Raw genomic sequence first — 24713 nt, 5'->3', positions numbered from 1 at the left:
CGCTGCCCGCCCGCGCAGCCTGCCATGCCAGAACCGTTTCTCGAACTGGTCGACATCAGCAAGAGCTATCCAGGCGTGGTCGCCCTCGACCACGTCGGTCTCCAGGTGTCGCCCGGCGAGGTCGTTGCGCTGATCGGCGAGAACGGCGCCGGCAAGTCGACGCTGATGCGCGTGCTCGGCGGGGTCGTGGAGCCCAGCGGCGGCTTCATTCGTGTCGACGGCGCCGCGCGATCTTCGCTCACCGTGGCAGATGCGATCAAGGCGGGCATCGCCTTCGTCCATCAGGAACTGAACCTGTTCGACAATCTCGATGTCGCCGGCAACGTCTTCATCGGCCGCGAGCCCGTGCACGGCGGACCCTTGCGCCTGATCGACCGCAAACGGATGTATGCCGATGTCGCGCCGCTGCTGGAGCGGCTGGGCTGCGATTTCGCGGCCGATGCGCCGCTCGCCGAACTGTCGCTGGCGCAGCGCCAGCTGGTCGAGATCATGAAGGCGCTTTCGCTCGACGCTCGTCTCGTCATCATGGACGAGCCGACCTCGAGCCTGACGCTCGCCGAGACGGACCGCCTGATGCGCACCGTGGCCGGCCTGAAAGCCCACGGCGTCAGCATCATCTTCATCACGCATCGGCTCAACGAGGTGATGCAGTGCGCCGACCGCGCGGTCGTGCTGCGCGACGGTCGCGTTGTCGGCGCGCTGACGCGTGCGGAGCTCTCTCCGGCGGCGATGATCCGCTTGATGATCGGCCGCGACCTGAAATCGCTCTACGTTCCGCCGGCCGCGCCGCCCGGCGACAGCGTGCTGGAGATCGTCGATGCCGTCACCGACACCTATCCCGGCCGCGCCGTGAGCCTGTCGGTCCGCCGCGGCGAGATCCTCGGACTTGCCGGTCTCGTCGGGTCCGGCCGCACCGAGCTCGCCCGCGCCGTCTTCGGCATCGACCCACTGCGTGGCGGCACGATACGGCTCGACGGCGAGCCGATCCGCATCGCAAGCCCGCGTGCCGCCATCGAGCAAGGCATCTATCTCGTTCCGGAGGACCGCAAGGGCGCCGGCCTGTTGCTCGACGTCTCGATCACCGAAAACATCTCGCTGCCGGATCTGGCGTCCTATATGCGCTTCTGGCTGGTGGATACCGAGCGCGAGAACGAGAACGCGGTGCGTCAGCGGGAGCGCCTCAAGATCCGCGCGCCGGACGTCAAGACCGCCGTCGGCTCGCTGTCGGGAGGCAATCAGCAGAAGGTCGTGCTCGCCAAATGGCTGTCGATGCGGCCGAAGGTCCTGATCGTCGACGAGCCGACGCGCGGAGTCGACGTCGGAGCCAAGCAGGAAATCTACGGCATGCTGCGCCGCCTGACCGATGCCGGGGTGGCGATCCTGATGATCTCCAGCGACATGGAGGAGGTGATCGGGGTCAGCGACCGGCTCGCGGTGATGCATGAAGGCGCGATCTCGGGCTTCCTTGATCGCAGCCAGTTCAGTGAGCACAATGTGCTGCAGCTTGCCGTTGGCCACACAATCACGGCGGAGGGACCTTGAGCAAGAAAGACCTGAGCCTTCTCGTTCTGATTCTGGTGGTCGGGACCGTTGTCGCCCTGATCAATCCGAGATTCCTGTACGTCGGCAATCTCTCGAACACCGCCAACCAGATCGGGTTGTTCGGCATCTTCTCCATCGCCGAAGCCTTCATCATCATCATCGGCGGGATCGAGCTGTCGGTGGGTTCGGTGATCGCACTGCTCGGCGTCCTGTTCATCGACCTGATCGTCAATCACGACGTCAACTGGGTCGTAGCCCTCGCGATGATCGTCGCGGCCGGGCTCGTGATCGGCCTCATTCATGGCACGCTGGTGACCAGGATGCGGATCCAGGCTTTCGTGGTCACGCTGTGCGGCCTCCTGATCTACCGCGGCGCGGCGCGCTATTACACCGAGGACGCGACGGCGGGCTTCGGCTTCGGCGCGAGCTTTCCGATGCTGGAATGGCTGGCCGCCGGCCGCACCAACGTGCTCGGGTTCCCGCTGCCGCACAGCGTGGTTGCGCTCGCCGTGGTGGCGGTGATCGCCTGGGTGGTGCTTCACCGCTCGGTGTTCGGCCGTTATCTCTTTGCCGTCGGCAAGAACGAGGAAGCGGCACGCTATTCCGGCATTCGCACCAACCGCGTGATCATCTCGGCCTATGTCATCTGTGGCGGGCTGACTGCGTTTTCGGCGATCCTGATCGCGATGTACACCCGTTCGATTTCGCCGGCGGTGCACGGCTCGTTCTACGAGCTCTACGCCATTGCCGCCGCCGTGCTCGGCGGCTGCTCCTTGCGCGGCGGCGAAGGCTCGATCATCGGCGTCGTGCTCGGCACCGTGCTGCTCCAGGTGCTGCAGAATCTCGTCAACCTGCTGGGCATTCCGAGCTCGCTCAATTTTGCGGTGATGGGAACGGTGATCCTGGTTGGCGTGCTCGGCGATCAATATCTGGTGCAGCGACGCCACCGCGCGAGTGCGGCCAAAGGCCGGGAGCAGGCGAGCGTCGCTGCGGCACCGCTCGAGCGGGTGAAGGTGGAGTGAAAATCTAGAACGTCACCCTCAACCCCGCATAGAACGCGCGCGGCCGTGCCGGGCTCAGCGAGCGCGGGTCGGTGAAATCCGCGCCGCCATTGGTGAAGTTGGGCAAGGCGTCGCGGTCGAAGAACTGGCCGTAGGTCACGTAACGCTTGTCGAAGATGTTGTCGACGCGGCCGTAGAGCTGGACGTTCTTCGCGACCTGATAGGAGGTGTGGAGATTGAACACCGTGTAGGACGGCAGCTTCGCGAACTGGTTCGACTCGTCGCCGACCAGATACTGGCTGGAGACGAACAGCGCGTTGCCGCCGACCTTCCAGACGTCGGTCACGGCATAGTCGACGCCGACCTTGACGCGGTGGCGCGGGACTGCCGGGATCTGGTTTCCGGGCCTGACCTGGATGGTCTCGGAGATGTCATCGGCAAACGGGCTTTCGGAGCCGAGCTCGAGCGGATCAAGGAAGCGCGCATCGACGAAGGCGTAGCTCGCCTGGAACTGCAGCGTGGGCGACTTGATGTTGACTTCGGCTTCGAGTCCTTGCCGCCGGGTGCGGCCTACGTTCGAAAAATAGCCGAAACCAGTCCGCCCAACGACCGGCACCGCCATGATGTCGTCGTGGTTGGTGGCGCGAAAGCCGCCGATCTTCCATCCCAGCGTGCCGATGTTCAATTCCTTGGTGCCACGAAAACCGGCCTCCAAGGTCTTGGAGACGACCTGCTTCAACGGTGGATCCGAAACCAGGAAGGCTGCGATGAGACAAGGCCTGGCGGGATCGGAGCAGCCGAGTTCGAGCGGCGTCGGCACGCGGTTGGCCTCCGAATAACCAGCATAAGCGGTCAATTCCGGCGTGACCCTGTAGGTGCCGCCGATGATTGGATTGAAACGCGCGAATGTGTGATCGCCGTTGAGCGCGGTCCCGAGCTGATCTTCCAACGTGATCCGCGCCAGGTTGAAGCGGCCGCCGCCCGTGATCGCGAAGGCATCCGTGACGTTGAAAGTATCCATCGCGTAGAGGCCGTTATACTGATTGACGGTCCGCAGCGAGACCGGGCCGGCGACGGGGTCCGCCACAGGAGTCGGTCCCAGGAAAACGCCGCTGCCGCTGACGACGTAGTTCTCTCCCATCGAGCCGATTTCGGAGGAGGCGTTGTAGCGCGTGACGCTGGCGTCATAGGTCGCGCCCACCACGAAGCGGTTGTCATGGCCGAACAACTGGTCGGTGTTGGTGGCCTGCCCCGACACGCCAAAGGTGGTCGAACGGATCGAGCCGCGGTCGATCGCGCCTAGGATCGTTCCCGGCGCAAACGGGTTGGCAAGCTGCACGCCGCCCCCACCGTAGGCGGGTGAGGTGTCGTCGCCAAAGCAGAGCAGCGCCGGATCTGCAGCGCACTCCTCCACGTCGGTCGGGTTGCCGTCGACCACCTTCTGCTCGTACCTGCGCACACGCGCGGTGCCTTCGAGCGTCCAGGTCGGCGTCGCGTCGACCTTGCCGGTCAGGTTGAGATAGCCGACGCGATTGGAGGTGGTTTGCGGCGTGGTGTATGTTGCGCCCCAATATCTGTCGAGCAGCTCGGCCGGGACGGTGGCGCTGGCGCCGAAATCGTTCTTGGCCACGCCCATATTGACGTGGAATTCGCTGTCGCCGGCCCTGTAGCCGACATCGCCGTAGAAGCGCCGCACCGTCGATTGGGAAAAATTACGGAAGCCGTTGTCGCGCAGTCCTTCGAGCGCACCGTAGACGGCATAGTTCTGATCGACCTGCTTGCCCCATTGCGCCGAGCCCTGGATGCGGCCGAACGATCCGCCCATGAGGTCGAGCTCGGCGCCCTGATAGGTGAAGCCGTCCTTCATCTGCAGGTTGATCGCGCCGCCGAGCGCATTGAGGCCGAAGGCGGGGTTGTTGGTCACCAGCGTCACCGATCTGATCGCGGCGGTGGGGATCAGGTCCCAATTGACGGCGTCCGAGAATGCCTCGTTGATGCGGACACCGTTCTGGTACACGGCAAGCCCCTGCGGCGTGCCCGTCACGGGCGAAGCGACGAAGCCGCGGAATTCGACATCCGGCTGGAACGGATTGCCGGTGACTTCGCTGATGTTGATGCCGGCGATGTTGTCGCGCAGCGCGTCCGTGACGTTCAGCGAACCCGTGCGCCTGATCTGGTTGGCATCGACGGCATTGATTGCTGACGGGACCTTATCGACGTCGAGACCTCGGCCGGTGCCCGGCGAGGTCGGAAAGACGTAGAGCCGTGTCCTCGGCGCGGCCGATCCCGGCGCTCCCACGCGCGCAACAGGTCGCGACGGCGCCGCGCGCCGCGCTGCCGAAGGTGGTGCGGTCACTTCGACCGGGGGCAGGTTCTGGACGTTGGTCTCCTCGTCCGGCGCGGCCCCGGCAGGGGTCGCATAGACCAAGCCCGATACCAGCCCGGTCGACACCGAAGCCATCAGCAAAGCACGCCTGAACGAAACAACCCTGCCCATCCCCGCCTTCCCATCCGTGACCACCGGCTGTTTTGATGTTCCGCCGATTGGTCGAGGCGAGTTTATTCGGCCGCAATGGGGACGCCAGCCACAAAAGGTCGGACCCTATCCGCACCCATTTTCCCGACAAAATCGGGAATTTTTCCCGATCGCTTCCGGTACGATCAGGTTGCCGCTGTGGGCACCAGCGCTTCAACCGTCACACCGCCCTCACCGGAGACCACATTGAGCGTGCCGCCGAGCGCCAGGATCCGCTCGCGCATGCCGACGAGGCCGAAGCCGAGCTTCTGCCCCGGCTCCATGCCGCGGCCGTTGTCGCTGACCCGCACCCGGGCGCAGCAGCGGCCGCCGGCCTGCTCGACCGGCTCGATGACGACACTGACCGAGGTCGCGCCGGCGTGGCGGAACACGTTGGTGAGCGCCTCCTGCACGATGCGGTAGATGGTGAGATCGGCGGTCTCGCCGGTTGGGCCCAGCGCCGGCGAGATGGAAGTCTCGATCGCAACGTCGGGACGCGACTCCCGCCACAGCCGCGACAGCGATTCGAGCGCCTGACGCAGGCCGAGCTCGGCAAGGCCCACGGGCCGAAGACGCTCCAGCACGCGGCGATTGAACTGCTGGAGTGCATTGATCTGCTCCAGCATGGCGCTGCCATGTTTTCGCACGGCATCGGCACTCGGCTCGCGCCCGTCCGCCTGCTTCGCCAGCGCGCTCGCATGTGCGCGCAGCGAGAACAGATAGGGCCCGAACTCGTCATGCAATTCGCGCGCGATCTCCTTGCGCTCGATGTCCTGCAGCGACACCGCGCGCTCGGCAAGGCGCCGCTTGTCCTCGACCGCTTCACCAAGCGTCGCGGCAAGATGGTTGAGCCTGGTGCAGATCGCCGCGAGCTCCGGCGCGCCGCCCGGCGCGACACGGGCCTCGTAATGTCCGCTTTCGAGCTTCCCCATGGCGTCCGCCAGCGACTGCAGCGGTGCCAGAGCACGGCCGACCACCTTCATCATCAGGAAGAACAGCGCGAGCGCGATCACCGAGCCGACCTCGAGCTGGGTCACGATACCGTCCCAGATCTCGGCGATCTCGTCGTCGGGATGCGAGGTGATCACGAGCGAGCCGGGTTTGCCGCGGATCGAGACCGGCACGCTGACCGCGGTCTGCTCGGGATGAACCAGGCTGACGAACCAGGCCGGCGGGGCACGCGTGTCGACGTCGGAGCCAAGCCGGCGGGGCGTCAGCGGGTTCCCACCGGAATCGTGCAGCGCGATGCTGACATGCCGCAGGCGGCTGAGATCGCGGGCGATCTGGTTCAGCCTGGCATCAGGATCGGGTGCCTCGTTGAGATCGGCAACGATCATCTCGATGAATTCGCGCGCGAGGCGGATCACGCTCTGGTCCTCGGCCTGGACGCGCGGGCCGGCCTCGGCGATCTGCCGGCCGATATTGACCGCGAGCCCCAGCGCCAGCAGCAGCGCCAGCAAGAGATTGATGCGCCCGCGCAAGGAAAGATTCTGCCACATTGGTCTCGCTCGTGCCTCGCGAAGGGTTTGCCACGCCTGTCCGACGACGTTGACAGAGGCGAACCGCCCGATATCTAATCGGAAGCGTACAGCAATCCCGGCCGGGTTGCATGAGGCGACACGAGACGCGCGTCTTGTCTGGTCAGCCTCGTGCGGCGCAGAACAGGCAAGCTCCAAGGGAACGGGCTGTCGCGGGGAACGCCTATGCGCATTCTGATCGTCGACGATCATCCCATCGTCGCCTCCGGCTGCCGTGCCGTGCTGGCCGACGAAGGCGAGATCGAAATCCTGGAAGCCGCCGACGCCGAGGACGGCGAGTGCGTCTTCATCGTCGAACGTCCCGACCTCTGCATCATCGACATCAATCTGCCGACCGTCTCCGGCTTCGAGCTCGCGCGCCGCATCCTCGAGCGCGCGCCCGAGGCCCGCATCATCATGTTCAGCATGAATGACGACCCCGCCTTCGCCGCGCGTGCGATCGAGTGCGGCGCCAAGGGCTACGTCTCCAAGACCGGCGACCCCGACGACCTCGTCGAGGCGATCCGCGCCGTCGGAAGCGGCGGCACCTATCTTCCGACCGCGATCGCGCGCAGCATCGCCTTCGCCGGACCGACGCTGGCGCAAAACCCGCTCTCGAAGCTGAACGCGCGCGAGATGGAGATTCTGCGGCTGCTCAGCGCCGGCAAGAGCCTGTCCGAAATCGCGTGGCTGGTGCAATCGTCCTACAAGACGGTGGCTAATACTTCGTCCATCATGCGCCAGAAGCTCGGGGTGAAGACCTCGGTGGAGCTGGTGCGGCTGGCGATCGACAGCGGTGTCGCCTGACCTCGCCACCAATTCGGTCACACAAGCGTTGCAATCTTGATGTGGTGAGATGCCACGGAGCTCTTAGGCATGACGATTCAGACTGTCTCGACCAACAAATCCTACGGCGGTGTGCAGGGCGTCTATCGCCATGCCAGCCAGGTGACCGGAACCGACATGGTGTTCTCGGTCTATATCCCACCGCATGCGGAGGGTGCCAGGCTGCCCGTGGTCTGGTATCTCTCCGGCCTCACGTGCACGCATGCCAACGTCACCGAGAAGGGCGAATTCCGCAAGGCCTGCGCCGAGCTTGGCCTGATCTTCGTCGCGCCCGACACCTCACCGCGCGGGCCCGATGTGCCGGGCGATGCCAACAATGCCTACGATTTCGGCCTCGGCGCCGGCTTCTATGTGGACGCCACGCAAGAGCCGTTCGCACGCAATTATCGCATGTGGAGCTACGTCACGGACGAGCTGCCGAAGCTGGTTGCGGAGAGCTTTCCGGTCGATGCCAGGCGGCAATCGGTGATGGGACATTCGATGGGCGGCCACGGCGCGCTGACGGTGGCGCTGCGCAACCCGCACCGCTTTCGCGCAGCCAGCGCCTTTGCCCCGATCGTGGCGCCCTCGCTCGTGCCCTGGGGCATCAAGGCGCTGACCGGCTATCTCGGACCGAACAAGGAGGCCTGGCGCAACCACGACACGGTGGCGCTGATCGAGGACGGTGCCAAGTTCTCCGGCTTCCTCGTCGACGTCGGCGAGGCCGATAATTTCCTGAAGGAGCAGCTGAGGCCCGAGCTGCTCGAAGCCGCCTGCACCAAAGCGGGCATCCCCCTGACGCTGCGTCGCCAGGCGGGCTACGACCACAGCTATTACTTCATCTCGACCTTCATGAGCGATCACCTGCACTGGCATGCGGAGAAGCTGAAGGGGTGATCTTCCTCCCTTGTCTCGTTTTGATGAGGGGTGTCTCTCCGCGACCGCAGTATCGTAGGGTGGGCAAAGCGAAGCGTGCCCACGATTTCTCTCGAAGCATTGATTGATCGTGGGCAGGCGCAAGTGCGCCTTTGCCCACCCTACAATTCCCGAATCGCGGAGAGAAAGATCTACTCCCGCTTGCCGTAATTCGACGCCAGCAGGCGGTTGCGGATGAGATAGCTCATCGTGCGCGACCAGGATTCATCCGTGTTGCCGCGCATGTCGGCGCTGGCGACCGTGATCATGTTGCCGGTCTTCACGTCACGCAGATAGATGTTGAGATTGATGATCAGGTTCGAGACCTTTTGCACGAGGCCGGTGATCTCCAGATCGGCGCCGAGCTGGCCGGCGAGCTTGAGGTCGCAGCCGCCGCAGGCCTGCAGGTTCGCGCGACGGGCGGCCTCCCGTACCGGCGCGATGTCGAGCACCTGGAACTTGCCCGACTCTGCCAGCTCCTTGCGCAGCTGCTCGCTGATGCGCGCGAGCCGCGCCTCTTCCGGCTTGGAGCCGTAGAACTCGCCGGGCAGGCTGGTGTCGACCAGCTCGAAATCGAACACCGCGAGCTTCGGCGGGTCGGCGAGCGCGGCCGAGCCCGTCAACAGCAAAGCTGGAATCGCCAACAATGCTCGCATGATCGTGATGCCCGGCTTCGCGCGCGCGGGGACGAAATGCGGGGTTGCATGGCCTGACAAATTGGTCATGCTTGAAGCAGAGACAATTCTTCACCGGCGGTCAAGCCGGGGAGATCGTCTGGAGGAAACATGATCCGATGGTTGGCCGGCCTGATCGGCTTTGGTCTTGCCGCGACGAGCGCGCTTGCGGCCGATCCCATCACGATCGGCGTCGGCTATCTCGGAATCGCCGGCATTCGATCAACGCTGTCGCTGGCCGAGCAGCCCGCCGAGAACGACGGCCTCGCCGGCGCGCGCCTTGCCATCGAGGACAACAACACCACCGGGAAATTCACCGGCCAGCGCTTCACGCTGGAGGAGCGCCGCATCAGGGAAGGCGAGGACGTGGCGCAGGCTGCGACCGCCCTCGCCGAGAAGAACGGCTTCATCATCGCCGACCTGCCCGCCGATGCGCTCTTGAAGGTCGCGGACGCCTTGCGCGACCGCGGCACGCTGCTGTTCAACGCCGGCGCGGTCGACGAGCGGCTGCGCGAAGCCGATTGCCGTGCCAACGTCATCCACACCGCGCCGACGCGCGCGATGCTGGCGGATGCGCTCGGCCAATATCTGGTGTGGAAGAAATGGTCGCGCTGGCTGCTGGTGGTCGGCTCGCACGACGAGGACAAGCTGTTCGCGGATGCTATCAGGCGCACCGCGGCGCGGTTCGGCGCCAAGATCGTGCAGGAGCGAACCTTCGAGGACAAGGGCGGCGCGCGGCGCACCGACAGCGGCGTCGCGCAGGTCCAGCGCCAGATCCCCGTCTTCACGCAGCAGGCGCCGGCCTATGACGTGCTGGTCGCCGCCGACGAGAGCGAGGTGTTCGGCGCCTATCTGCCCTATCGCACCTGGGATCCGCGCCCAGTCGCCGGCTCGGCCGGCCTCGTGCCGCGCAGCTGGGACGCATCGCAGGATCAGTGGGGCGCGATCCAGATGCAAAACCGCTTCATCAAGCTGAATTCGCGGCGGATGACCGCACGCGACATGCAGGCCTGGACGGCCGTGCGCATGATCGGCGAAGCCACCTCGCGCACCAACTCCGGCGAGGTCAGGAAGGTCACCGATTTCATCAAGGGCCCGGATTTCTCGGTCGCCGCCTTCAAGGGCACGCGGCTGACCTTGCGCGACTGGAACCTGCAGCTGCGTCAGCCGATCCTCCTGGTCGACGGCCGCATGGTGGTGTCGGTGTCGCCGCAGGAGGGCTTCCTGCACCAAGTCTCCGAGCTCGACACGCTCGGCTACGATCGCCCGGAGAGCAAATGCAAGCTGAAGTGAGCAATGGTGAGATGAGATCGAGCCGCCGCGACAATGATGACGGTTCGCCCCCTCCCCCGCGCGCGGGGGAGGGTTGGGGAGAGGGTGTCTCCACGCGCGAGAACCCCCAAGAGGAGAGAGCCCTCTCCCGTATCGCATCTGACGATGCGATACGACCTCCCCCGCAAGCGGGGGAGGTGAAGACCGCCCGCGGACAGACCTTGCGCATGCTGGCGACGGCCGTACCCGTGGCGATCACGCTCGCTGCACCGCCCGCGCATGCGTTCATCGCCTACGTCTCGAACGAGAAGAGCAACACGGTCTCGGTGATCGATACCGACAGCTGGACCGTGACCAAGACCATCAAGGTCGGCCAGCGTCCGCGCGGCATCGACCTTACCCGCGACGGCAAGTTCGTGATGGTCGCGGTCGGCGACGACGACACCATCCAGGTGATCGACGCCAAGACGCAAACCGTGGTGGACAGCCTGCCCTCCGGACCCGACCCCGAGCTGTTCGCGCAGGATGCCGCCGGCAAGATGCTCTATGTCGCCAACGAGAACGACAACACGGTGACGGTGATCGATCTCGAGAAGCGCGCCCGGCTCGGCGACATCCAGGTCGGTGTCGAGCCGGAGGGCATGACCATCAGTCCGGACGGCAAGACGCTGATCAACACCTCAGAAACCACCAACATGGCGCATTTCATCGACACCGCCTCGCGACAGATCGTCGCCAACGTGCTGGTGGACGCGCGGCCGCGCTTTGCCGAGTACAAGCACGATTCGTCGGAAGTCTGGGTGTCCTCGGAGATCGGCGGCACCGTCTCGATCATCGACCCCAAGAAGCACGAGGTGATCGGCAAAATCACGTTCGAGATCCCGGGCCTGCGGAAGGAGGCGATCCAGCCGGTCGGCATCGGCATGACCAGGGACGACAAAACTGCCTTCGTCGCGCTCGGCCCCGCCAACCGCATCGCGGTGGTCGACGTCGCCTCGCGCAAGGTGACGAAATATCTCCTGGTCGGGCAGCGGGTCTGGCACATGGCGTTCACGCCGGACGAGAAATATTTGCTCACCACCAACGGTGTGTCGAACGACGTCTCCGTCATCGACGTCGCCGCGCAGAAGGTGATCAAGACCATTCAGGTCGGCGAGCTGCCCTGGGGCGTCACGATCGCGCCATGACCAGCCCCGCCCCGATCGCCGAAGTGCAGGAGACGCCGAGAGCCGAAGCGGCCACGGTGCCGGCGTTGTCGATCGACGGCGTCAGCCATGCCTATGGTCCGCGGCGCGCATTGACGGACGTGTCCTTCAATGTCCAGCCCGCGAGCTTCACGGCGCTGCTGGGACTTAACGGCGCCGGCAAGAGCACGCTGTTCTCGTTGATCACGCGCCTGTTCGGCATCCAGTCCGGCCGCGTCTCGATCTTCGGCCATGACGTCAGCAAGAGCCCCGGCGAGGCGCTGCGGCTGCTCGGGGTCGTGTTCCAGCCCCGCACGCTCGATCTCGACCTGTCGCTGACGCAGAACCTGCTCTACCACGCGGCGCTGCACGGCATCGGCCGCCGCGAGGCATCGGTGCGCAGCGCCGAGCTGCTCGGCCGCATCGGCCTTGCCGATCGCGCCGCAAGCAAGGTGCGCGATCTCTCCGGCGGACAGATGCGGCGGCTGGAGATCGCCCGCGCGCTGCTGCATCGGCCGCGCCTCTTGCTGCTCGACGAACCGACCGTCGGTCTCGACGTCAAGGCGCGCGCCGACATCATCAGCCACGTGCGCCAGCTCGTGACCGAGCAGGGCATCGGCGTGCTCTGGGCCACACACCTGTTCGACGAGATCATGCCCGGCGACGATCTCGTGGTGCTGCACCAAGGCAAGGTGCTGGCGCAGGGGCCGATGAGCCGCGTCATCGCCGCAACAGGCGCGCAGGACGTCAACACCGCCTTCATGCGCCTGACCGGCGCGCAAACCATGCCGGGAGGCGGCGCATGAGCAGCATTGCAACGCGCGAGGCGCCGCGCGGCTTCTCGTTCGCCGAGTACATGACCTGCCTCAGCGGCATCGTCTGGCGCGAGGGCCTGCGCTTCCTGCATCAGCGCGAGCGCTTCGTCTCGGCGCTGGTGCGGCCTCTGGTGTGGCTGTTCATCTTTGCCGCCGGCTTCCGCCAGGTGCTCGGCATCTCCATCATCCCGCCCTACGAGACCTACATCCTCTACGAGGTCTATATCGCGCCGGGACTGATGGCGATGATCCAGCTCTTCAACGGCATGCAGTCCTCGCTCTCGATGGTCTATGACCGTGAGATGGGCAACATGCGTACGCTCCTGGTAAGCCCGCTGCCGCGGGGGTTCCTGTTGTTCTGCAAGCTGCTCGCGGGCACCGCGGTATCGCTGCTCCAGGTCTATGCGTTCCTGCTGATCGCCTGGCTCTGGGACATCACCCCGCCGCCCCAGGGCTATCTCACCGTGCTGCCGGCGCTGATCCTGTCGGGGCTGATGCTGGGCTCGCTCGGCATGCTGATCTCGTCGGGCATCAAGCAGCTGGAGAACTTCGCCGGTGTCATGAACTTCGTGATCTTCCCGATGTTCTTTGCCTCCTCTGCGCTCTACCCGCTCTGGCGCGTGCAGGAGGGCAGCCCCTATCTCTATTATCTGTGCGAGGCCAATCCGTTCACCCATGCGGTCGAGCTGATCCGCTTCGCGCTGTATGGCCAGATCAACTGGATCTCCCTGGCGGTGGTCGCTGCTTGCACAATCGTCTTCATGATCGGCGCGATCCTGGCCTATGATCCCTCGCGCGGGCTGGCGCGACGCGGGCCTGCGGGAGGCGAAGGATGATTGTTCGGGTTCTGGTCACCTCTGTACTCGTGCTCGCTGTCGCGAGCACGACGGCGCTCGCCGCCGATCCGCGCTATCCGGACTGGCCGTGCACCCAGGCGAAGGTGCCCGAGATCTCGCTGGCGGCCGTGTGGGGCGGTCCGCCGCTCGACGACGTCCAGAACAAATGGAAGGACGACGCCAGGATCAGCGCGCTCGTTGCGAAACTGGCGGCGCGCAAGACGCCGCTGGATGAGGCGGAAAAGCTGGTGAAGGAGTTTCTCGCGGGTTCCGCTGCCGACAAGACCGCGAACGCAAAGCTGCTGTTCGCCGGCCTGTTCGACACGCTCAACGCCCAGCGCTCCCAGGTCATGAACGGACTCGAGCGCGTCAGCCGCAAGCAGCGCGATGCCGCCGAGAAGATCCGCGAGGAGGCAATTCAACTCCAGGCCCTGCAAGGGGCCACACCGCGCGACGAGGCCAAGGTCGCGGCGCTCAGCAACGAGCTGATCTGGAAGACCCGGATCTTCGAGGACCGCCACAAGGTGGTGCGCTTCGTCTGCGAGGTTCCAACCTCGATCGACCAGCGCCTGTTCGCGCTCGGACGCGTGATTCAGCAGGAAATGGAATAGCGTCAGTTACGCTGACCGCTCACGAAAAGTTCCCGCAATCGCCCCGGCAACGTTAACCTTTCGCCGCGCTATGTGCCGGAACCAAATCGATTTATGATTGCTTGTCGACGTGAACTCAAGACGTCGGGAGGCCTCGATGGGAACCACAAGAATCATGTTTGCGGGCGCTGCGGTCCTCAGCATGCTCGCAACCAGCGCCTTTGCTGACGACATGACCGGGATGATCACGCGGATCGATCGGCTCAACGGCACGATCTCGATCCAGCAGACCCAGAAGGGCACAGTCGGCGCCAGCACAGGCAGCGCCGGCGCGCTCCAGGAGTACAAGGCGAAAGATGCCGCGATGCTGGATGCCGTCCATGCCGGCGACAGGGTGAGCTATTCTGCGACCGAGACCAACGGTACGGGCACGTTGACGAAGTTGCAGAAGCAGAGGCCGTAGGTTGGATCTTCACCTCTCCCCGTAAGAACGGGGCGAGGGAGCGCACCTGCGCTTGATCACTATTGCTCCGGCCGCGGCTCCGGCTGCGCATCTTCCGTCGGCAGCTTCGCGCGCTCCCAGCCGTCGGTGCCGTCGGGATACCAGGCGACGTTGGCATAGCCGTAAGCCAATGCGCGCCTGGCGGCGTTCCAGGACATCCAGCAATCCGCGAGGCAATAGATCACCAGCAGCGCGGCCTTGTCGCCGCGTGAGGCGCGCGCGAGGCCGCGCTGAAGATAATCGTCCATGGCGGGCGGCAAGTTGCCGTAGCCGGTGTCCGGCAGCCAGAAGCTGCCCGGAATGTTCTGGCGCGGCGCGTCACGCCATACCGTGCTCACAGGAAGGTTCTTTGGTTTCGGCGCGCGCGGCATGACGTCAACGAAGGTGCCGCTGTTCGCACGCCAGATCGCCTCCGCCTCGCCGGTCGTGAGCACGCGCGCGCCAGCGAGCGTCGCCGGCACCGGCGCGCGATAATTGTCGGTACGATATCCCTCGGGCTCGAACGGCTCCTGCTGCTGCGCCGACGCCGGGGCCATGAGCAAGGCAACGACGAACGCAGCGGCAAGCGGCCGGCTCATGGCGCCTTCTTGGCCGTCTCCGCGCCGAGCGGCCGGTTGTTCTCGTCCAGCAGCGGCACGCCGAAATCGAGCAGGATCTTGTTGATCTCGCCCTGGTTCTCCTGGATCACCCGGTTGAGCTGCCGCTTCCAGTTCTGGTCGGCGGGTCGCACGCCCATGCCGATGCGATAGACCAGCTTGGACCCGGTGGTCTCCTTGACCAGCGGCGTGACGTGCAGCGAGGGGCCGGCTTTCTTCGCATAATAGCCGGCCATCGGTCCCCAGAGCACGCCGGCGTCGATCTTGCCGGCAGTGAGGTCCTCGATCATCGCCTGCGCCGAATTGTCGAAGCGCGTGTCGATCATCAGCTGATAGGGCTTTGCGTCGCCCATCAGGCCTGCCAACGCCATATTGGTCGCCGGCGGCGTGCCGGCGACGATGCCGATATGCTTACCTTTCAGGCGTGCGTCCTCCAGCGTGTCGACGTCCTCGAGCCCGCTGCCAGTTTTGGCAACCAGTGCATAGGTCGTGCGGTAGTAGGGATTGGTGCCCTGCACGAGGTCGTCCCCCTGCGGGTAGCCCATGATGACGTCGCAGCGATGCGCACCCAACGTCATGCGCACGAAGCCGGCGGCCTGCGGGAAGAACACGTAGTCCAGCTTCTTCTGCAGCTTGTCCGCCAGAAACTCGGCGAGCTTGTTCTCGAAGCCCTCGCCCTTCTCATTCGAGAACGGCAGGTTGCGCGGGTCGGCGCAGACGCGCAGCACCTTCGGGTCGACCAGCTCGAATGAGAGATCTCCGGTCTCGTTGGTCTGCCCGATGGCGAGATCGCCATGCGCACATGATGCGATTACGATCCAGAGTGAAAACCACCAGCGACGATGTCGTCCGGCCTGCGTCATCGCGCTTCCTCCTCGTTTTGTTTGAATGTTATCCATGCGACGCATGACGCGCCACGTGTGCCAACTTTTGCCGGCTTTTCTTTGTTGCAGTGCAATGAGGCCAATCCTTTGAACTGAGGCGGAAAAGTGTCTCGCATCGCTCTCGTGATCGCAGCCTTGTCCCTGGTAACAGCCACGCTAGCACGCGCCGGGGCGGCCGAATTGCCTGTGAGCGAAGTCGCGCCGGGAATCTTCGTACACTCCGGGGCCATCGCGCTGATGAGCCGCGAGAATGAAGGCGGCATCGCCAACCTCAGCTTCATCGTGGGAGACGACGCGGTGGCCGTGATCGACACTGGCGGCAGCCAGCGCGAGGGCGAGGCGCTGCTGGCGACGGTACGAGCGCGCACGCAAAAGCCGATCCGCTATGTCATCAACACCCATGGCCATCCCGACCATGTCTTCGGCAATGCTGCTTTCGCGGCGGAGGGAACCAGCTTCGTCGGCCACAGCAAGTTGCCGCAGGCGTTGGCCGCCCGCGGGCCGTTCTATCTCGATAATTTCAGACGCCTCATGGGCCCCGAACTGATTGATCCCGTGAAGATCGTACCGCCTACCCTGCTCGTGATGGACACGCTCACGCTCGATCTGGGCTCGCGCCGCTTGACCCTGCGCGCATGGCCGGCCGGCCACAGCGACAACGATCTGACCGTGTTCGACGAGAGCACCAAAACCCTGCTTGCCGGCGATCTCGTCTTTCTCGGCCACATTCCGGTGATGGACGGCAGCATTCGCGGCTGGCTCGCCACGCTCAAGGAGTTGGAGACGATCCCAGCGCTGCGCGTTGTTCCCGGCCACGGTCCTGTGAGCGGCTGGCCGGCGGCGCTGAGCGATCAACGGCGCTACCTGTCAACGCTGCTGTCCGACGTCCGCGCCTTGAACAAGAAGGGCGCGCCGATCCGCGCCGCGGCGGACAGGGCGGCCGCGGACGAGCGGCCGCACTGGCAGCTGTTCGAGGACTACAACGCCCGCAACGCAACTGCAGCATTCTCGGAAATTGAATGGGAATAGCGGGCGCGCTACGCTGGCAGGAGATCAGCTTCACCTAAACCGAGGAGCATGACCATGACGGCATGCACACGCCGCCTGCCCCTGATCGCCCTGCTCCTCGGCATCGCCTTCGCCGTGCCGGCGCAGGCGGAACAGGCCTACGATCCCTGGCCGGGCCTGGTGCAGGACATCTTCGGCAACAGGCCGATGAACGACGGCGCCGAGGTCATCGGCATCGAGATGCCCTATCGCGCCGAGGATGCCGCCATCGTGCCGGTGACGCTGCGCAGCAAGCTGTCGCCCGGCGACAGCAGACGCATCCGTTCGATCACGCTGGTGATCGACCGCAATCCTGCACCGATGGCCGCGAAGTTCGAGCTCGGCCCGGACGCCAATGTCACGGAAATCTCGACCCGCGTGCGCGTCAACAACTACACCGACGTGCACGCGGTCGCCGAACTCAGCGACGGCCAGCTCTACGTCTCGAAAGTCTATGTGAAGGCCTCCGGCGGCTGCTCGGCGCCGGCTGCAAAGAATATGGAGGAAGCCAAGAACCGGCTCGGCCAGATGCGTTACCGGCAATTCGCCCGTGAGGACGGTCCGGCCAGCCGGTTGCGCGAAGCGCAGATCATGATCGGCCATCCCAACAATTCCGGCCTGCAGATGGACCAGGTCACGCAGCTCTATATCCCCGCCTTCTTCATCAACCAGCTCAGATTGACGCAGGACGACAGCCCCGTGCTGTCGATGGAAGGCGGCATCTCGATCTCGGAAGATCCCAACCTGCGCTTCACCTATGTCTCCAACGGCGCCAAGCGCTTTCGTGCGGAGGCCAAGGATACGGAAGGGCATGTGTTCCGCAATGAATGGGATGTCGAGAAGCCGGGGACGTGAGCGAGGAGCACCCTCCCCTGGAGGGGGAGGGTCGGCTCACATTGAGCGTAGCGAAATGTGGGACGGGGTGGGGTGACGGTCTCTCCTCGCGCTTCGCGCGATCGACCACGGGCGAGCTACGCTCGTCCCGGACCCCTCCAGGGGAGGGTAGGAGACACCGCGGCACAATTCAGAAGCACCTCACCTCGGCTTCCGCCTGGGCGCGCCTCAAGTCATTCACCGCCGAGTTGGCCTGCTCCGAAGTGCGAAACTGCACACCGAGATCGCCGCGCACCTGCGACATGCTGAGCGCGGTCTCGGCGGTCACATAGCGCTCGTAGGGTATGATCGAGGCGACCACGTCGATGGAGCAGGAACATTGCTCGATCGCGGAGCGCGTCTCGCCATTGGCCTTCATGCAGCCATAGACGTATTCCGCGCGCGCGGCGGTGGGATAATCATTGGCCTCTTCGGCCCGTGCCACGCATACGCTCGCAGCGAGCGCCGTCAATGCGGCGACAATCGGTCGTAGCCGTCCGGCCAGATTCATGCGCGTCCTCCCGCTGGTTGCGACCAAGGCTATGCTATGCGTATTGTGCTGAAAAGCACTCTGTCAGAGGAAACGGCTCACAAGGTGATGAGAGTTTTGGCGCGAATTTGGGCGCTCGCAACGGTGCTGGCGCTAGCCGCACCTGCTGGCGCTGCGGACACGATCCGCCTTGCAGTGCAGAAGACCGGAACATTCTCGTGGGAGCTGGCCGCGATCCGCAGCGCCGGCCTCGACAAGGAGGCCGGCTTGGCGCTGGAGGTCACCGAGCTGGCGAGCACCGAAGCCGGCAAGATCGCGATGCGCGCCGGCAGCGCCGACATCATCCTGTCGGACTGGCTGTGGGTGTCACGCGAGCGCACGCTCGGTGCGAAGCTCACCTTCTATCCCTATTCCAGCGCGCTCGGCGCCGTGATGGTGCCGGCCTCATCGCCGATCAAGACGCTCGCCGACCTCAAGGGCCGCAAGCTCGCGGTCGCCGGCGGGGCGATCGACAAGAGCTGGCTGCTGCTGCAGGCGCGGATGAAGCAGGACGGCATCGACCTCAAGTCGGAAGCAACCATCGTCTACGGCGCCCCGCCGCTGATCGCCGCCAAGGCGCTGGACGGGGAGATGGATGCGAGCCTCAACTTCTGGAATTTCTGCGCCCAGCTCGAAGCGAAGGGCTTCAGGCGCCTCGCCGGCATCGAGGACATCTTGCCGAAGCTGGGCGCCAAAGGCGCGGTCGCCGCGGTCGGCTATGTCTTCGATGAGAGCTGGGCCGCGAGCCATAAGGAGGCCGTCGCGCGCTTCATCGCGATGACCCGCAAGGCCAAGGAGTTGCTGGCGACCTCGGATGCGGCCTGGGACAAGGTCGCGCCGCTTACCGGCACGTCCGATCCTGCCCTGCTCAAGGCTTACCGCGACCGCTACCGCGACGGCATTCCGCGCCGGAGCATCGATGACGAGGAAAAGGACGCGCGCGTGCTCTACCGCGTGCTGGCCGAGATCGGCGGCCGCGACCTCGTCGGCCCTGCAGCCGAGCTCGATCCCGGCACCTTCTATCACGCAGTCCCCGGAGACTGAGGTGCTGCGCCTGCTCTCGTTCGCCCTGTTCCTCGCGATCTGGTGGATTGCCGCGCTCCTCGTCGGCGGCGCAAAGCTGCCCTCCCCGCCGGCGGTGCTTCAGGTGATGATCGCGGAAGCATCAAGCGGCGCGCTGTTCCTGCATCTCGGCGCCACGCTGGCACGCGTCGCGCTCGCCTTCACCCTCGCGATGTCGCTCGGCAGTGCCATCGGCTATTTGATGGGCCGGGTGAAGCTCGCCGACCGGCTCGGCGATCCCTGGCTGATCCTGTTGCTCAACCTGCCCGCCTTGGTCGTGATCGTGCTGGCCTATATCTGGGCTGGCCTCACCGAGGCCGCCGCGATCGCGGCGATTGCGATCAACAAGCTGCCGACCGCCATCGTCACATTGCGCGAGGGCACGCGCGCGCTCGACCGTTCGCTCGACGAGATGGCGAGCGTGTTCGCAATGCCGCGCTGGCGCGCCTTCCGCCACGTCGTGCTGCCGCAACTGGCGCCCTATATCGCGGCCTCGGCCCGCTCCGGCCTGTCGCTGGTGTGGAAGATCGTGCTCGTCGCCGAGCTGCTGGGGCGGCCGAACGGCGTCGGCTTCGAGATCGGCGTCGCCTTCCAGCTGTTCGACACGCCGCGGCTGCTGGCCTATTCCCTCACCTTCGCCGCCGTCGTGCTCGTCATCGAAACCTTGCTGGTGCAGCCGTTCGAAGCCCGCGCAAACAGGTGGCGGCCCCGTGCGGCTTGAGGTCGATATCACGGGCAAGACTTTCAGGAGTGCCGCGGGCGGAACGCACGAGGTTCTGGCGCCCGTCAAGTTCGCGCTGCAATCCGGCGAGGTCGGCGTGCTGATCGGCCCCTCCGGCTGCGGCAAGAGCACGATGCTGCGCATCATCCTGGGACTGGACCACGACTTTGCAGGCCGCGTCGCGCGACCGCCGGAGGCGCGGATCGGCATGGTGTTCCAGGAGCCGCGCCTGCTGCCGTGGCGCTCGGTCGAGCAGAATGTACGGCTGGCTGCGCCCGATGTCGCGGATGCCAAGCTCGCCGAGCTCTTCAGGATTTTGGAGCTGGAAGCGCATCGCGACCACTATCCCGGTGAGCTCTCGCTGGGTTTGGCCCGGCGCGTGGCGCTCGCCCGCGCCTTTGCCGTCGAGCCGGATATTCTGGTGCTCGACGAACCGCTGGCATCGCTCGATGACGCTCTCGCCGGACGCCTGCGCGATGAAATTGCAACGCTCGTCGCGAGCCGGCCGGTGATGACGCTTTTGGTGACACACAGCCTGGACGATGCAGTGCGCCTGGGCGACCGGCTGTTCTTCCTGTCGCCGCGACCAGCGCGGATCGTCGCCGAGGTGCCTATCGGCACCCCGCGCGACACACGCGGCGAAGCCGAAATTGCGGCGATCAAGGCCGGCCTCGCGCAACGAACTCAAGGCGACCGCACTGAGCGAGATGCCTCATAGCCGGTCGCCTGGTGGACGTGCTAGATTAGCGGGCGGCGGAGCTGATGATGACACGGACAGTCGCCTTCGCAACGCTTGGTCTTGCAGCGCTTAGCCTCGCACTCGTTGCGATGACGGCGGGCGCGCAGGACATGATGCGTGGCATCGACCTCACCTCCCCCGCGATGGTCTCGGCTGAAATGACGAGGCTGGAGGTCGAGGCCATGTTGGCCAAAGCGAGCCCAAAACAGCCTGCCGATTTCACCGGCAAACGCCTGTCGGGTCTCGATCTCTCGGGGCTGGACCTGTCCAACACGGTTCTCCGCGCCGCGCGGCTCAACAAGACAATACTTCGAGACGCCAGGCTGGACGGTGCGATCCTCGATCAGGCGTGGCTGCTGGATGCGGATCTTACCGGCGCAAGCCTGAAGGGCGCCAATCTGTTCGCCTCGCAAATGGCCCGCGCGCGTCTCGACGGTGCGAACCTGTCAGGAGCGCGGATCGCTGCCGACCTCACCGGCGCAAGCCTGGTCGGCGCCTCGATCGCGGACGCGAATCTCAGCGCCGATATGCGAAACCAGTCGATGGGACTGATGCGCGCGGTACTGAGATCCGCCAAGCTGGAACGGCTGAACGCGCGCAACGCCGATTTGTCGCGCGTTGACCTCGAATTCGCAGTCCTCAGGGGCGCCGATCTGAGCGGCGCATCACTGAAAAACGCCCAACTCGGCGGAGCCGATCTGACCGGCGCCATCGTCATCGACGCCGATTTCGACGGCGCCGATCTCGTCTCGGCGAAGCTGATCGCACCAAATGGCCTTGACCGCGCCAAGAATTTCGACAAGGCAAAGAACCGCGAGCGCCTGATCAGGGAATGACGGCGTCCTTTGGGAGGACTGGCTGATGCGTGGGGTTCTTGCTTTGACCGCGTTGTTGATGCTTGCCGGCGAAGCCGCCGCGCAGACCAAGGGCAAGGGCATAAGGCTCTGGAATCTCACGACGGAGACCATCTCCGGCTTCCAGCTTGCACCCGCGGGCAAGACCGACTGGGGTCCGAACCAGTGCTTGAATGACAAGGACAAGGAGGTCGACCACGACGAGCGGTTGCGCATCACCGGCATCGAGCCCGGCCGCTACGACGCCAGGGTCAGCTACCCCAATGCACGGCAGTGCGTCGTCCGCGATATCGAGATCAAGGCCGACGCGGTGTTCTCGATCGCCGACAAGGATCTGAAGGACTGCACCAAGTAGCGTTCGAACGGATTCTGGCAGCTCACGCCTTGTCGTTCGGGTGCGGATATTCGCAGCGCCACTTCACCGCGTGCCACTTCGGATGCTCACCGACCCATTGCGCGATATAGGGCGGCGCGGCCATCGCGCATTGCCGCGGCGACCCGGAATAGTGGAACACCAGATGCCGCTCCTCGCAGGTCGCAGGCGAGAGCACCGCGCACACAGTCACCACCAGGTCAATCGGGTTCATGCCGGGATCCTCTCGCAAGGGGGCGATGGAGAGATTAGCACATGAAGCTACGCGCGAAGGAGGGGGAAGTTTCATAGCGCCGGAGCCTCGTCATGGCCGGGCTCGGCCATCCACGCCTTGCCTCGTGGAACAAAGAACGTGGATGCCCTGGCCGTCGCCTCGCCGAAGTGGCTTCGGCCGCGCACGCGGGAAAAGCCCGGGCATGACGACTTTCCGCGCTAAAAATTCACGCCGAACACCAATCGTGCCTGATGCCGCTCGAAATTGACGAGGTCGAGATTGCCGCCTGAGCTGGCCGGGCGCCCCCAGGCCTGCATGCTCCAGCTCGCCGTGAGCCGGGAACGCTCGGAGAGCTGGAAATAGGCGGTGGGGCCGACAAACAGGGCCTGGCCTGAGAACTCGCTAAGGCCGATGCCCTCATATTGCCGGAAGTAGCGCATCTCGCCGCCGAGCAGCACATTGGGCCGCACCCGCATCAGGCCGGCAAACGCGGCCCCGATCGTCGAGCTCTTCTCGGAAGCCCCTCCAATCTCGAAGCGCGCCCATTCCGGCTGGTAGATCAGGTTGAGGGCGCCGATGGCGAAGTTCGGAATGAGTTCGCGGTCGAAGGCGAACGTGAATTCCGTGCCGTACATCCGCCCTTTCGCGCCGCTGGTCTCGTCGATGCGGTCGCCGTGGAGCTCGGCCGCAATCGTGAGGCCGAATGGTGCGCGCTCACGGTCGAGCAGGCGATAGCGCAGGTCAAGCGAGATGCCCTGGAAGTTGAACTGGCGGCGGTCGTCGATGTCAGGGACGCCGGTGATGTGGTGCAAGCTGGCGGTGCCGCCGACCTCGACACGAAAATTCGGCAGCGGCACCACCTCGATCTCGACCTCGTGTTCAAGGGCGCGATAAGCGCCCCCGCCTTTGCCGAAGCGCCCCGTCGTCTGGGTCTGGAATTCGCGCTCGCCGACATTGCCGATATCGGTGCCGATCATGAAGCCGAAGATGTGCTCGGTATCAAAACCTGCCTCGGCGCTGCTGCGCGCCGGTGCCAGCACGATCGCGCACACGATCACCGTCCAGAACTTGCAGGCTCTGCCGCCCATCCCGTGCCCCAAAGGCGCGCGCCGCTGTGATGCGGCAGCAGCGCTGACCGGGCGTCAGCGTAACACACTGCCGCAGAGCACGGTCGAGATTTTGCGGGGAAAGAATTGAAGCCCCTCCACGTGCGGCTTCCGCGCGATCCGCAAAGCATGGAGCACGGCGAGGCGCAGATCCGACACTGCCACGGCTCCGACGGCGTTTGCCATCGAAGCCGCGGCAGGTCGTCGGTCTTACTTGCGCGAGGCGCAGGCGTACATGTTGATTTCCATGCCGACCGGCACTTCCACGATCTTCGGAGCTTTCCAAGCCATTCGGGTCTCCCAAGGTATTGAGCGCGACATCGCGCGGCGAAAACCTAGGGCTGCGTCAATTGCAGTTCAAGCCTCGATTCGACTGCCGCCGCGTCTTGTGCCAATTCTTCGCAGCCGCAATTTCTCTCTCGGACAAGGCAAGTTCCCTCCTGGTCAAACATGACCAGCGAGACACTGCCTTGTGCAATGCACCGCGCGTCCGATCGACAACGGTGCCGTCAGCAATCCTTGTCGGCCATTTCGGCATTCGGCTTGGCGCCTGCAGCACGCTGAGCCGCCGTCGGCTCGCTCTGCATTTGGCGCTGCGCATCCTCGGACGACGCCGGCGATTCACCGCTGGCACGGTTCATGGTGCTGGTCGGCGGATGCTGGCTGGTACCGCTCGCCGAACCGGACGTGTGCGATTGCGCGGAGCCCACGGTGACCGGACCAGAACCAGCATCCTTGTCGGTGCTGGCGCTGCCGGTGTTGCAGGGCCCGGCGACCGCAACCCCGGCGCTCAGCGCCAGGATTGCACAGGCAGCAAGAAGGGAACGATTCGTATTCATCTGCATCTCCTTTTCTCCCGCAGCGCAGCCCCGGCGCCGGCAGGACATGCGGAGAAACAGGCCGAGCAGCCCGATGTTCCCGAGCGCGAGACGAGAATGATCGCAAACGTTACGCCCGTCACGCCCGTTCCGGCCGCGGCGCTCACCGGAGCAATCGCACGAGCGCGCGACCGGCGCGCGCGTTCAGCTCCTTCGCATCCAGCGTTCCGTCCTTGTCGGGATTGGCTGCGCTGAAACGCTGCTCGACCACCGACAAATACTCGTCGAGGGTGAGGGTCCCGTCGCGGTCGGGGTCGGCCGCGGCGAGTTCTTTCGCGCTCAACCGTCCACGCAGTTCGCGCGCATCGAGCGTGCCGTCGCGATCGGGATCGAGCTTTGCGAAGGTGGTGGCAGCGGCCTTCTTCACCTCGGCAAGATCGAGCGTGCCGTCATTGTCGGTGTCGAACAACTTGACCGCATTGCCGGAAGCCGACCACGCCGGACCAGCCGAGAGTGCAATCAAAAGTGCAAGGGCAATCGAGCGAGCCGAAATCATCGAGACCTCCTGACATGGAGCCCCGGATCGATGGGGCAGACCGGACATAAACCCGCAAGCGGACCTCGGTTCAAGTCCGGACTTGCAACTTACGCGCGCCACAACCGGTGGAGATGCATCGACCTGCTCCCGATCGCGCTTCGCGCCACGGAA

28 protein-coding genes are annotated in these 24713 nt (G+C 65.0%); 17 read left to right on the top strand and 11 right to left on the bottom strand.

Annotated features, from left to right (window positions below; translation table 11 throughout):
* The first annotated feature begins 24 nt into the window (after positions 1-24).
* Complete coding sequence (locus ABIA45_RS01455) at positions 25-1542, top strand: sugar ABC transporter ATP-binding protein (RefSeq protein ID WP_271544152.1); 1518 nt, start codon at positions 25-27, stop codon at positions 1540-1542.
* Positions 1539-2564 (top strand): ABC transporter permease, encoded by a 1026-nt coding sequence (locus tag ABIA45_RS01450; protein ID WP_271544150.1) that lies wholly within the window; start codon positions 1539-1541, stop codon positions 2562-2564. The genes ABIA45_RS01455 and ABIA45_RS01450 overlap by 4 nt, the downstream gene beginning before the upstream one ends.
* Before the next feature lie 4 nt (positions 2565-2568).
* On the opposite strand, the gene ABIA45_RS01445 is transcribed toward ABIA45_RS01450, so the two are convergent.
* Both ABIA45_RS01445 and ABIA45_RS01440 read right to left on the bottom strand, forming a co-directional pair.
* A complete protein-coding gene (locus tag ABIA45_RS01445) occupies positions 2569-5040 on the bottom strand; it encodes a TonB-dependent receptor (protein ID WP_271544148.1) in 2472 nt (823 codons plus the stop codon).
* A gap of 164 nt (positions 5041-5204) precedes the next feature.
* Positions 5205-6557, bottom strand: coding sequence for a histidine kinase (locus tag ABIA45_RS01440; protein WP_271544146.1), 1353 nt, complete (start codon positions 6555-6557; stop codon positions 5205-5207).
* Between the two features lie 204 nt (positions 6558-6761).
* On the opposite strand from ABIA45_RS01440, the gene ABIA45_RS01435 reads away from it, so the two are divergent.
* On the top strand, positions 6762-7382 hold the full coding sequence (locus ABIA45_RS01435) for a response regulator transcription factor (RefSeq protein WP_036007891.1): 621 nt from the start codon (positions 6762-6764) through the stop codon (positions 7380-7382).
* A 69-nt stretch (positions 7383-7451) separates the two neighbouring features.
* The gene (gene fghA / locus ABIA45_RS01430; RefSeq protein ID WP_271544144.1) at positions 7452-8297 is read left to right on the top strand and encodes an S-formylglutathione hydrolase; all 846 of its coding nucleotides are present in this window, start codon (positions 7452-7454) and stop codon (positions 8295-8297) included.
* Positions 8298-8467: 170 nt separating this feature from the next.
* Here the strand turns inward: fghA and ABIA45_RS01425 are convergent, their stop codons facing one another.
* Positions 8468-9040: a DUF3280 domain-containing protein gene (locus ABIA45_RS01425; protein WP_404650925.1), complete on the bottom strand. Its 573-nt coding sequence runs from the start codon at positions 9038-9040 to the stop codon at positions 8468-8470.
* A 60-nt stretch (positions 9041-9100) separates the two neighbouring features.
* Between ABIA45_RS01425 and ABIA45_RS01420 the strand changes: the two genes are divergently transcribed.
* From ABIA45_RS01420 to ABIA45_RS01395, 6 genes are all read left to right on the top strand, one after another.
* Positions 9101-10282: an ABC transporter substrate-binding protein gene (locus ABIA45_RS01420; RefSeq protein WP_271544142.1), complete on the top strand. Its 1182-nt coding sequence runs from the start codon at positions 9101-9103 to the stop codon at positions 10280-10282.
* A gap of 206 nt (positions 10283-10488) precedes the next feature.
* Positions 10489-11448: a YVTN family beta-propeller repeat protein gene (locus tag ABIA45_RS01415; RefSeq protein WP_271544309.1), complete on the top strand. Its 960-nt coding sequence runs from the start codon at positions 10489-10491 to the stop codon at positions 11446-11448.
* Positions 11445-12251 (top strand): ABC transporter ATP-binding protein, encoded by an 807-nt coding sequence (locus ABIA45_RS01410; RefSeq protein ID WP_271544140.1) that lies wholly within the window; start codon positions 11445-11447, stop codon positions 12249-12251. The genes ABIA45_RS01415 and ABIA45_RS01410 overlap by 4 nt, the downstream gene beginning before the upstream one ends.
* A complete protein-coding gene (locus ABIA45_RS01405; RefSeq protein ID WP_157283922.1) occupies positions 12248-13096 on the top strand; it encodes an ABC transporter permease in 849 nt (282 codons plus the stop codon). Before ABIA45_RS01410 ends, ABIA45_RS01405 begins: the two co-directional genes overlap by 4 nt.
* On the top strand, positions 13093-13707 hold the full coding sequence (locus ABIA45_RS01400; RefSeq protein WP_271544138.1) for a hypothetical protein: 615 nt from the start codon (positions 13093-13095) through the stop codon (positions 13705-13707). The genes ABIA45_RS01405 and ABIA45_RS01400 overlap by 4 nt, the downstream gene beginning before the upstream one ends.
* A 136-nt stretch (positions 13708-13843) precedes the next feature.
* A complete protein-coding gene (locus ABIA45_RS01395) occupies positions 13844-14149 on the top strand; it encodes a copper-binding protein (protein WP_157283926.1) in 306 nt (101 codons plus the stop codon).
* A 59-nt stretch (positions 14150-14208) separates the two neighbouring features.
* Here the strand turns inward: ABIA45_RS01395 and ABIA45_RS01390 are convergent, their stop codons facing one another.
* Together ABIA45_RS01390 and ABIA45_RS01385 are read right to left on the bottom strand one after the other, a co-directional pair.
* Entirely contained in the window at positions 14209-14766 is a 558-nt protein-coding gene (locus ABIA45_RS01390) for a PQQ-dependent catabolism-associated CXXCW motif protein (protein ID WP_271544134.1), read from the bottom strand.
* Entirely contained in the window at positions 14763-15647 is an 885-nt protein-coding gene (locus ABIA45_RS01385; RefSeq protein WP_198399754.1) for a substrate-binding domain-containing protein, read from the bottom strand. The genes ABIA45_RS01390 and ABIA45_RS01385 overlap by 4 nt, the downstream gene beginning before the upstream one ends.
* 126 nt (positions 15648-15773) lie before the next feature.
* Between ABIA45_RS01385 and ABIA45_RS01380 the strand changes: the two genes are divergently transcribed.
* Positions 15774-16697 (top strand): quinoprotein relay system zinc metallohydrolase 2, encoded by a 924-nt coding sequence (locus ABIA45_RS01380; protein ID WP_271544132.1) that lies wholly within the window; start codon positions 15774-15776, stop codon positions 16695-16697.
* A gap of 54 nt (positions 16698-16751) precedes the next feature.
* Positions 16752-17570 carry a quinoprotein dehydrogenase-associated SoxYZ-like carrier gene (locus ABIA45_RS01375; protein WP_271544130.1) on the top strand — a complete coding sequence of 273 codons (819 nt, stop codon included), beginning with the start codon at positions 16752-16754 and terminating at the stop codon, positions 17568-17570.
* Between the two features lie 169 nt (positions 17571-17739).
* Here the strand turns inward: ABIA45_RS01375 and ABIA45_RS01370 are convergent, their stop codons facing one another.
* Complete coding sequence (locus ABIA45_RS01370) at positions 17740-18099, bottom strand: hypothetical protein (RefSeq protein WP_036007918.1); 360 nt, start codon at positions 18097-18099, stop codon at positions 17740-17742.
* A gap of 87 nt (positions 18100-18186) precedes the next feature.
* Between ABIA45_RS01370 and ABIA45_RS01365 the strand changes: the two genes are divergently transcribed.
* The 5 genes from ABIA45_RS01365 to ABIA45_RS01345 are packed head-to-tail and all read left to right on the top strand — an operon-like array spanning position 18187 to position 21848.
* Positions 18187-19161, top strand: coding sequence for an ABC transporter substrate-binding protein (locus ABIA45_RS01365; protein WP_271544307.1), 975 nt, complete (start codon positions 18187-18189; stop codon positions 19159-19161).
* Between the two features lies 1 nt (position 19162).
* Positions 19163-19900, top strand: coding sequence for an ABC transporter permease (locus ABIA45_RS01360; protein ID WP_172785569.1), 738 nt, complete (start codon positions 19163-19165; stop codon positions 19898-19900).
* Positions 19890-20618, top strand: a complete 729-nt coding sequence (locus ABIA45_RS01355) for an ABC transporter ATP-binding protein (RefSeq protein ID WP_271544126.1) — start codon at positions 19890-19892, stop codon at positions 20616-20618. Before ABIA45_RS01360 ends, ABIA45_RS01355 begins: the two co-directional genes overlap by 11 nt.
* 47 nt (positions 20619-20665) lie before the next feature.
* Positions 20666-21475 (top strand): pentapeptide repeat-containing protein, encoded by an 810-nt coding sequence (locus tag ABIA45_RS01350; protein WP_271544124.1) that lies wholly within the window; start codon positions 20666-20668, stop codon positions 21473-21475.
* 25 nt (positions 21476-21500) lie between these two features.
* Positions 21501-21848, top strand: coding sequence for a hypothetical protein (locus tag ABIA45_RS01345; protein WP_271544122.1), 348 nt, complete (start codon positions 21501-21503; stop codon positions 21846-21848).
* A 22-nt stretch (positions 21849-21870) separates the two neighbouring features.
* Here the strand turns inward: ABIA45_RS01345 and ABIA45_RS01340 are convergent, their stop codons facing one another.
* The 5 genes from ABIA45_RS01340 to ABIA45_RS01320 form a co-directional block, all read right to left on the bottom strand.
* Entirely contained in the window at positions 21871-22080 is a 210-nt protein-coding gene (locus ABIA45_RS01340) for a hypothetical protein (protein WP_036007926.1), read from the bottom strand.
* 218 nt (positions 22081-22298) lie between these two features.
* A complete protein-coding gene (locus ABIA45_RS01335; RefSeq protein WP_271544119.1) occupies positions 22299-23168 on the bottom strand; it encodes a hypothetical protein in 870 nt (289 codons plus the stop codon).
* A gap of 228 nt (positions 23169-23396) precedes the next feature.
* Positions 23397-23477, bottom strand: coding sequence for a pyrroloquinoline quinone precursor peptide PqqA (gene pqqA / locus ABIA45_RS01330; protein ID WP_008562446.1), 81 nt, complete (start codon positions 23475-23477; stop codon positions 23397-23399).
* A 218-nt stretch (positions 23478-23695) separates the two neighbouring features.
* The gene (locus ABIA45_RS01325) at positions 23696-24025 is read right to left on the bottom strand and encodes a hypothetical protein (RefSeq protein WP_271544118.1); all 330 of its coding nucleotides are present in this window, start codon (positions 24023-24025) and stop codon (positions 23696-23698) included.
* A 142-nt stretch (positions 24026-24167) separates the two neighbouring features.
* A complete protein-coding gene (locus tag ABIA45_RS01320; protein ID WP_404650924.1) occupies positions 24168-24560 on the bottom strand; it encodes a calcium-binding protein in 393 nt (130 codons plus the stop codon).
* Positions 24561-24713 lie beyond the last annotated feature (153 nt).

It is taken from the genome of Bradyrhizobium sp. USDA 336 (genome assembly GCF_044908355.1).
Taxonomy (GTDB): domain Bacteria; phylum Pseudomonadota; class Alphaproteobacteria; order Rhizobiales; family Xanthobacteraceae; genus Bradyrhizobium; species Bradyrhizobium yuanmingense.
This window is presented reverse-complemented; position numbering and strand designations above follow the sequence as displayed.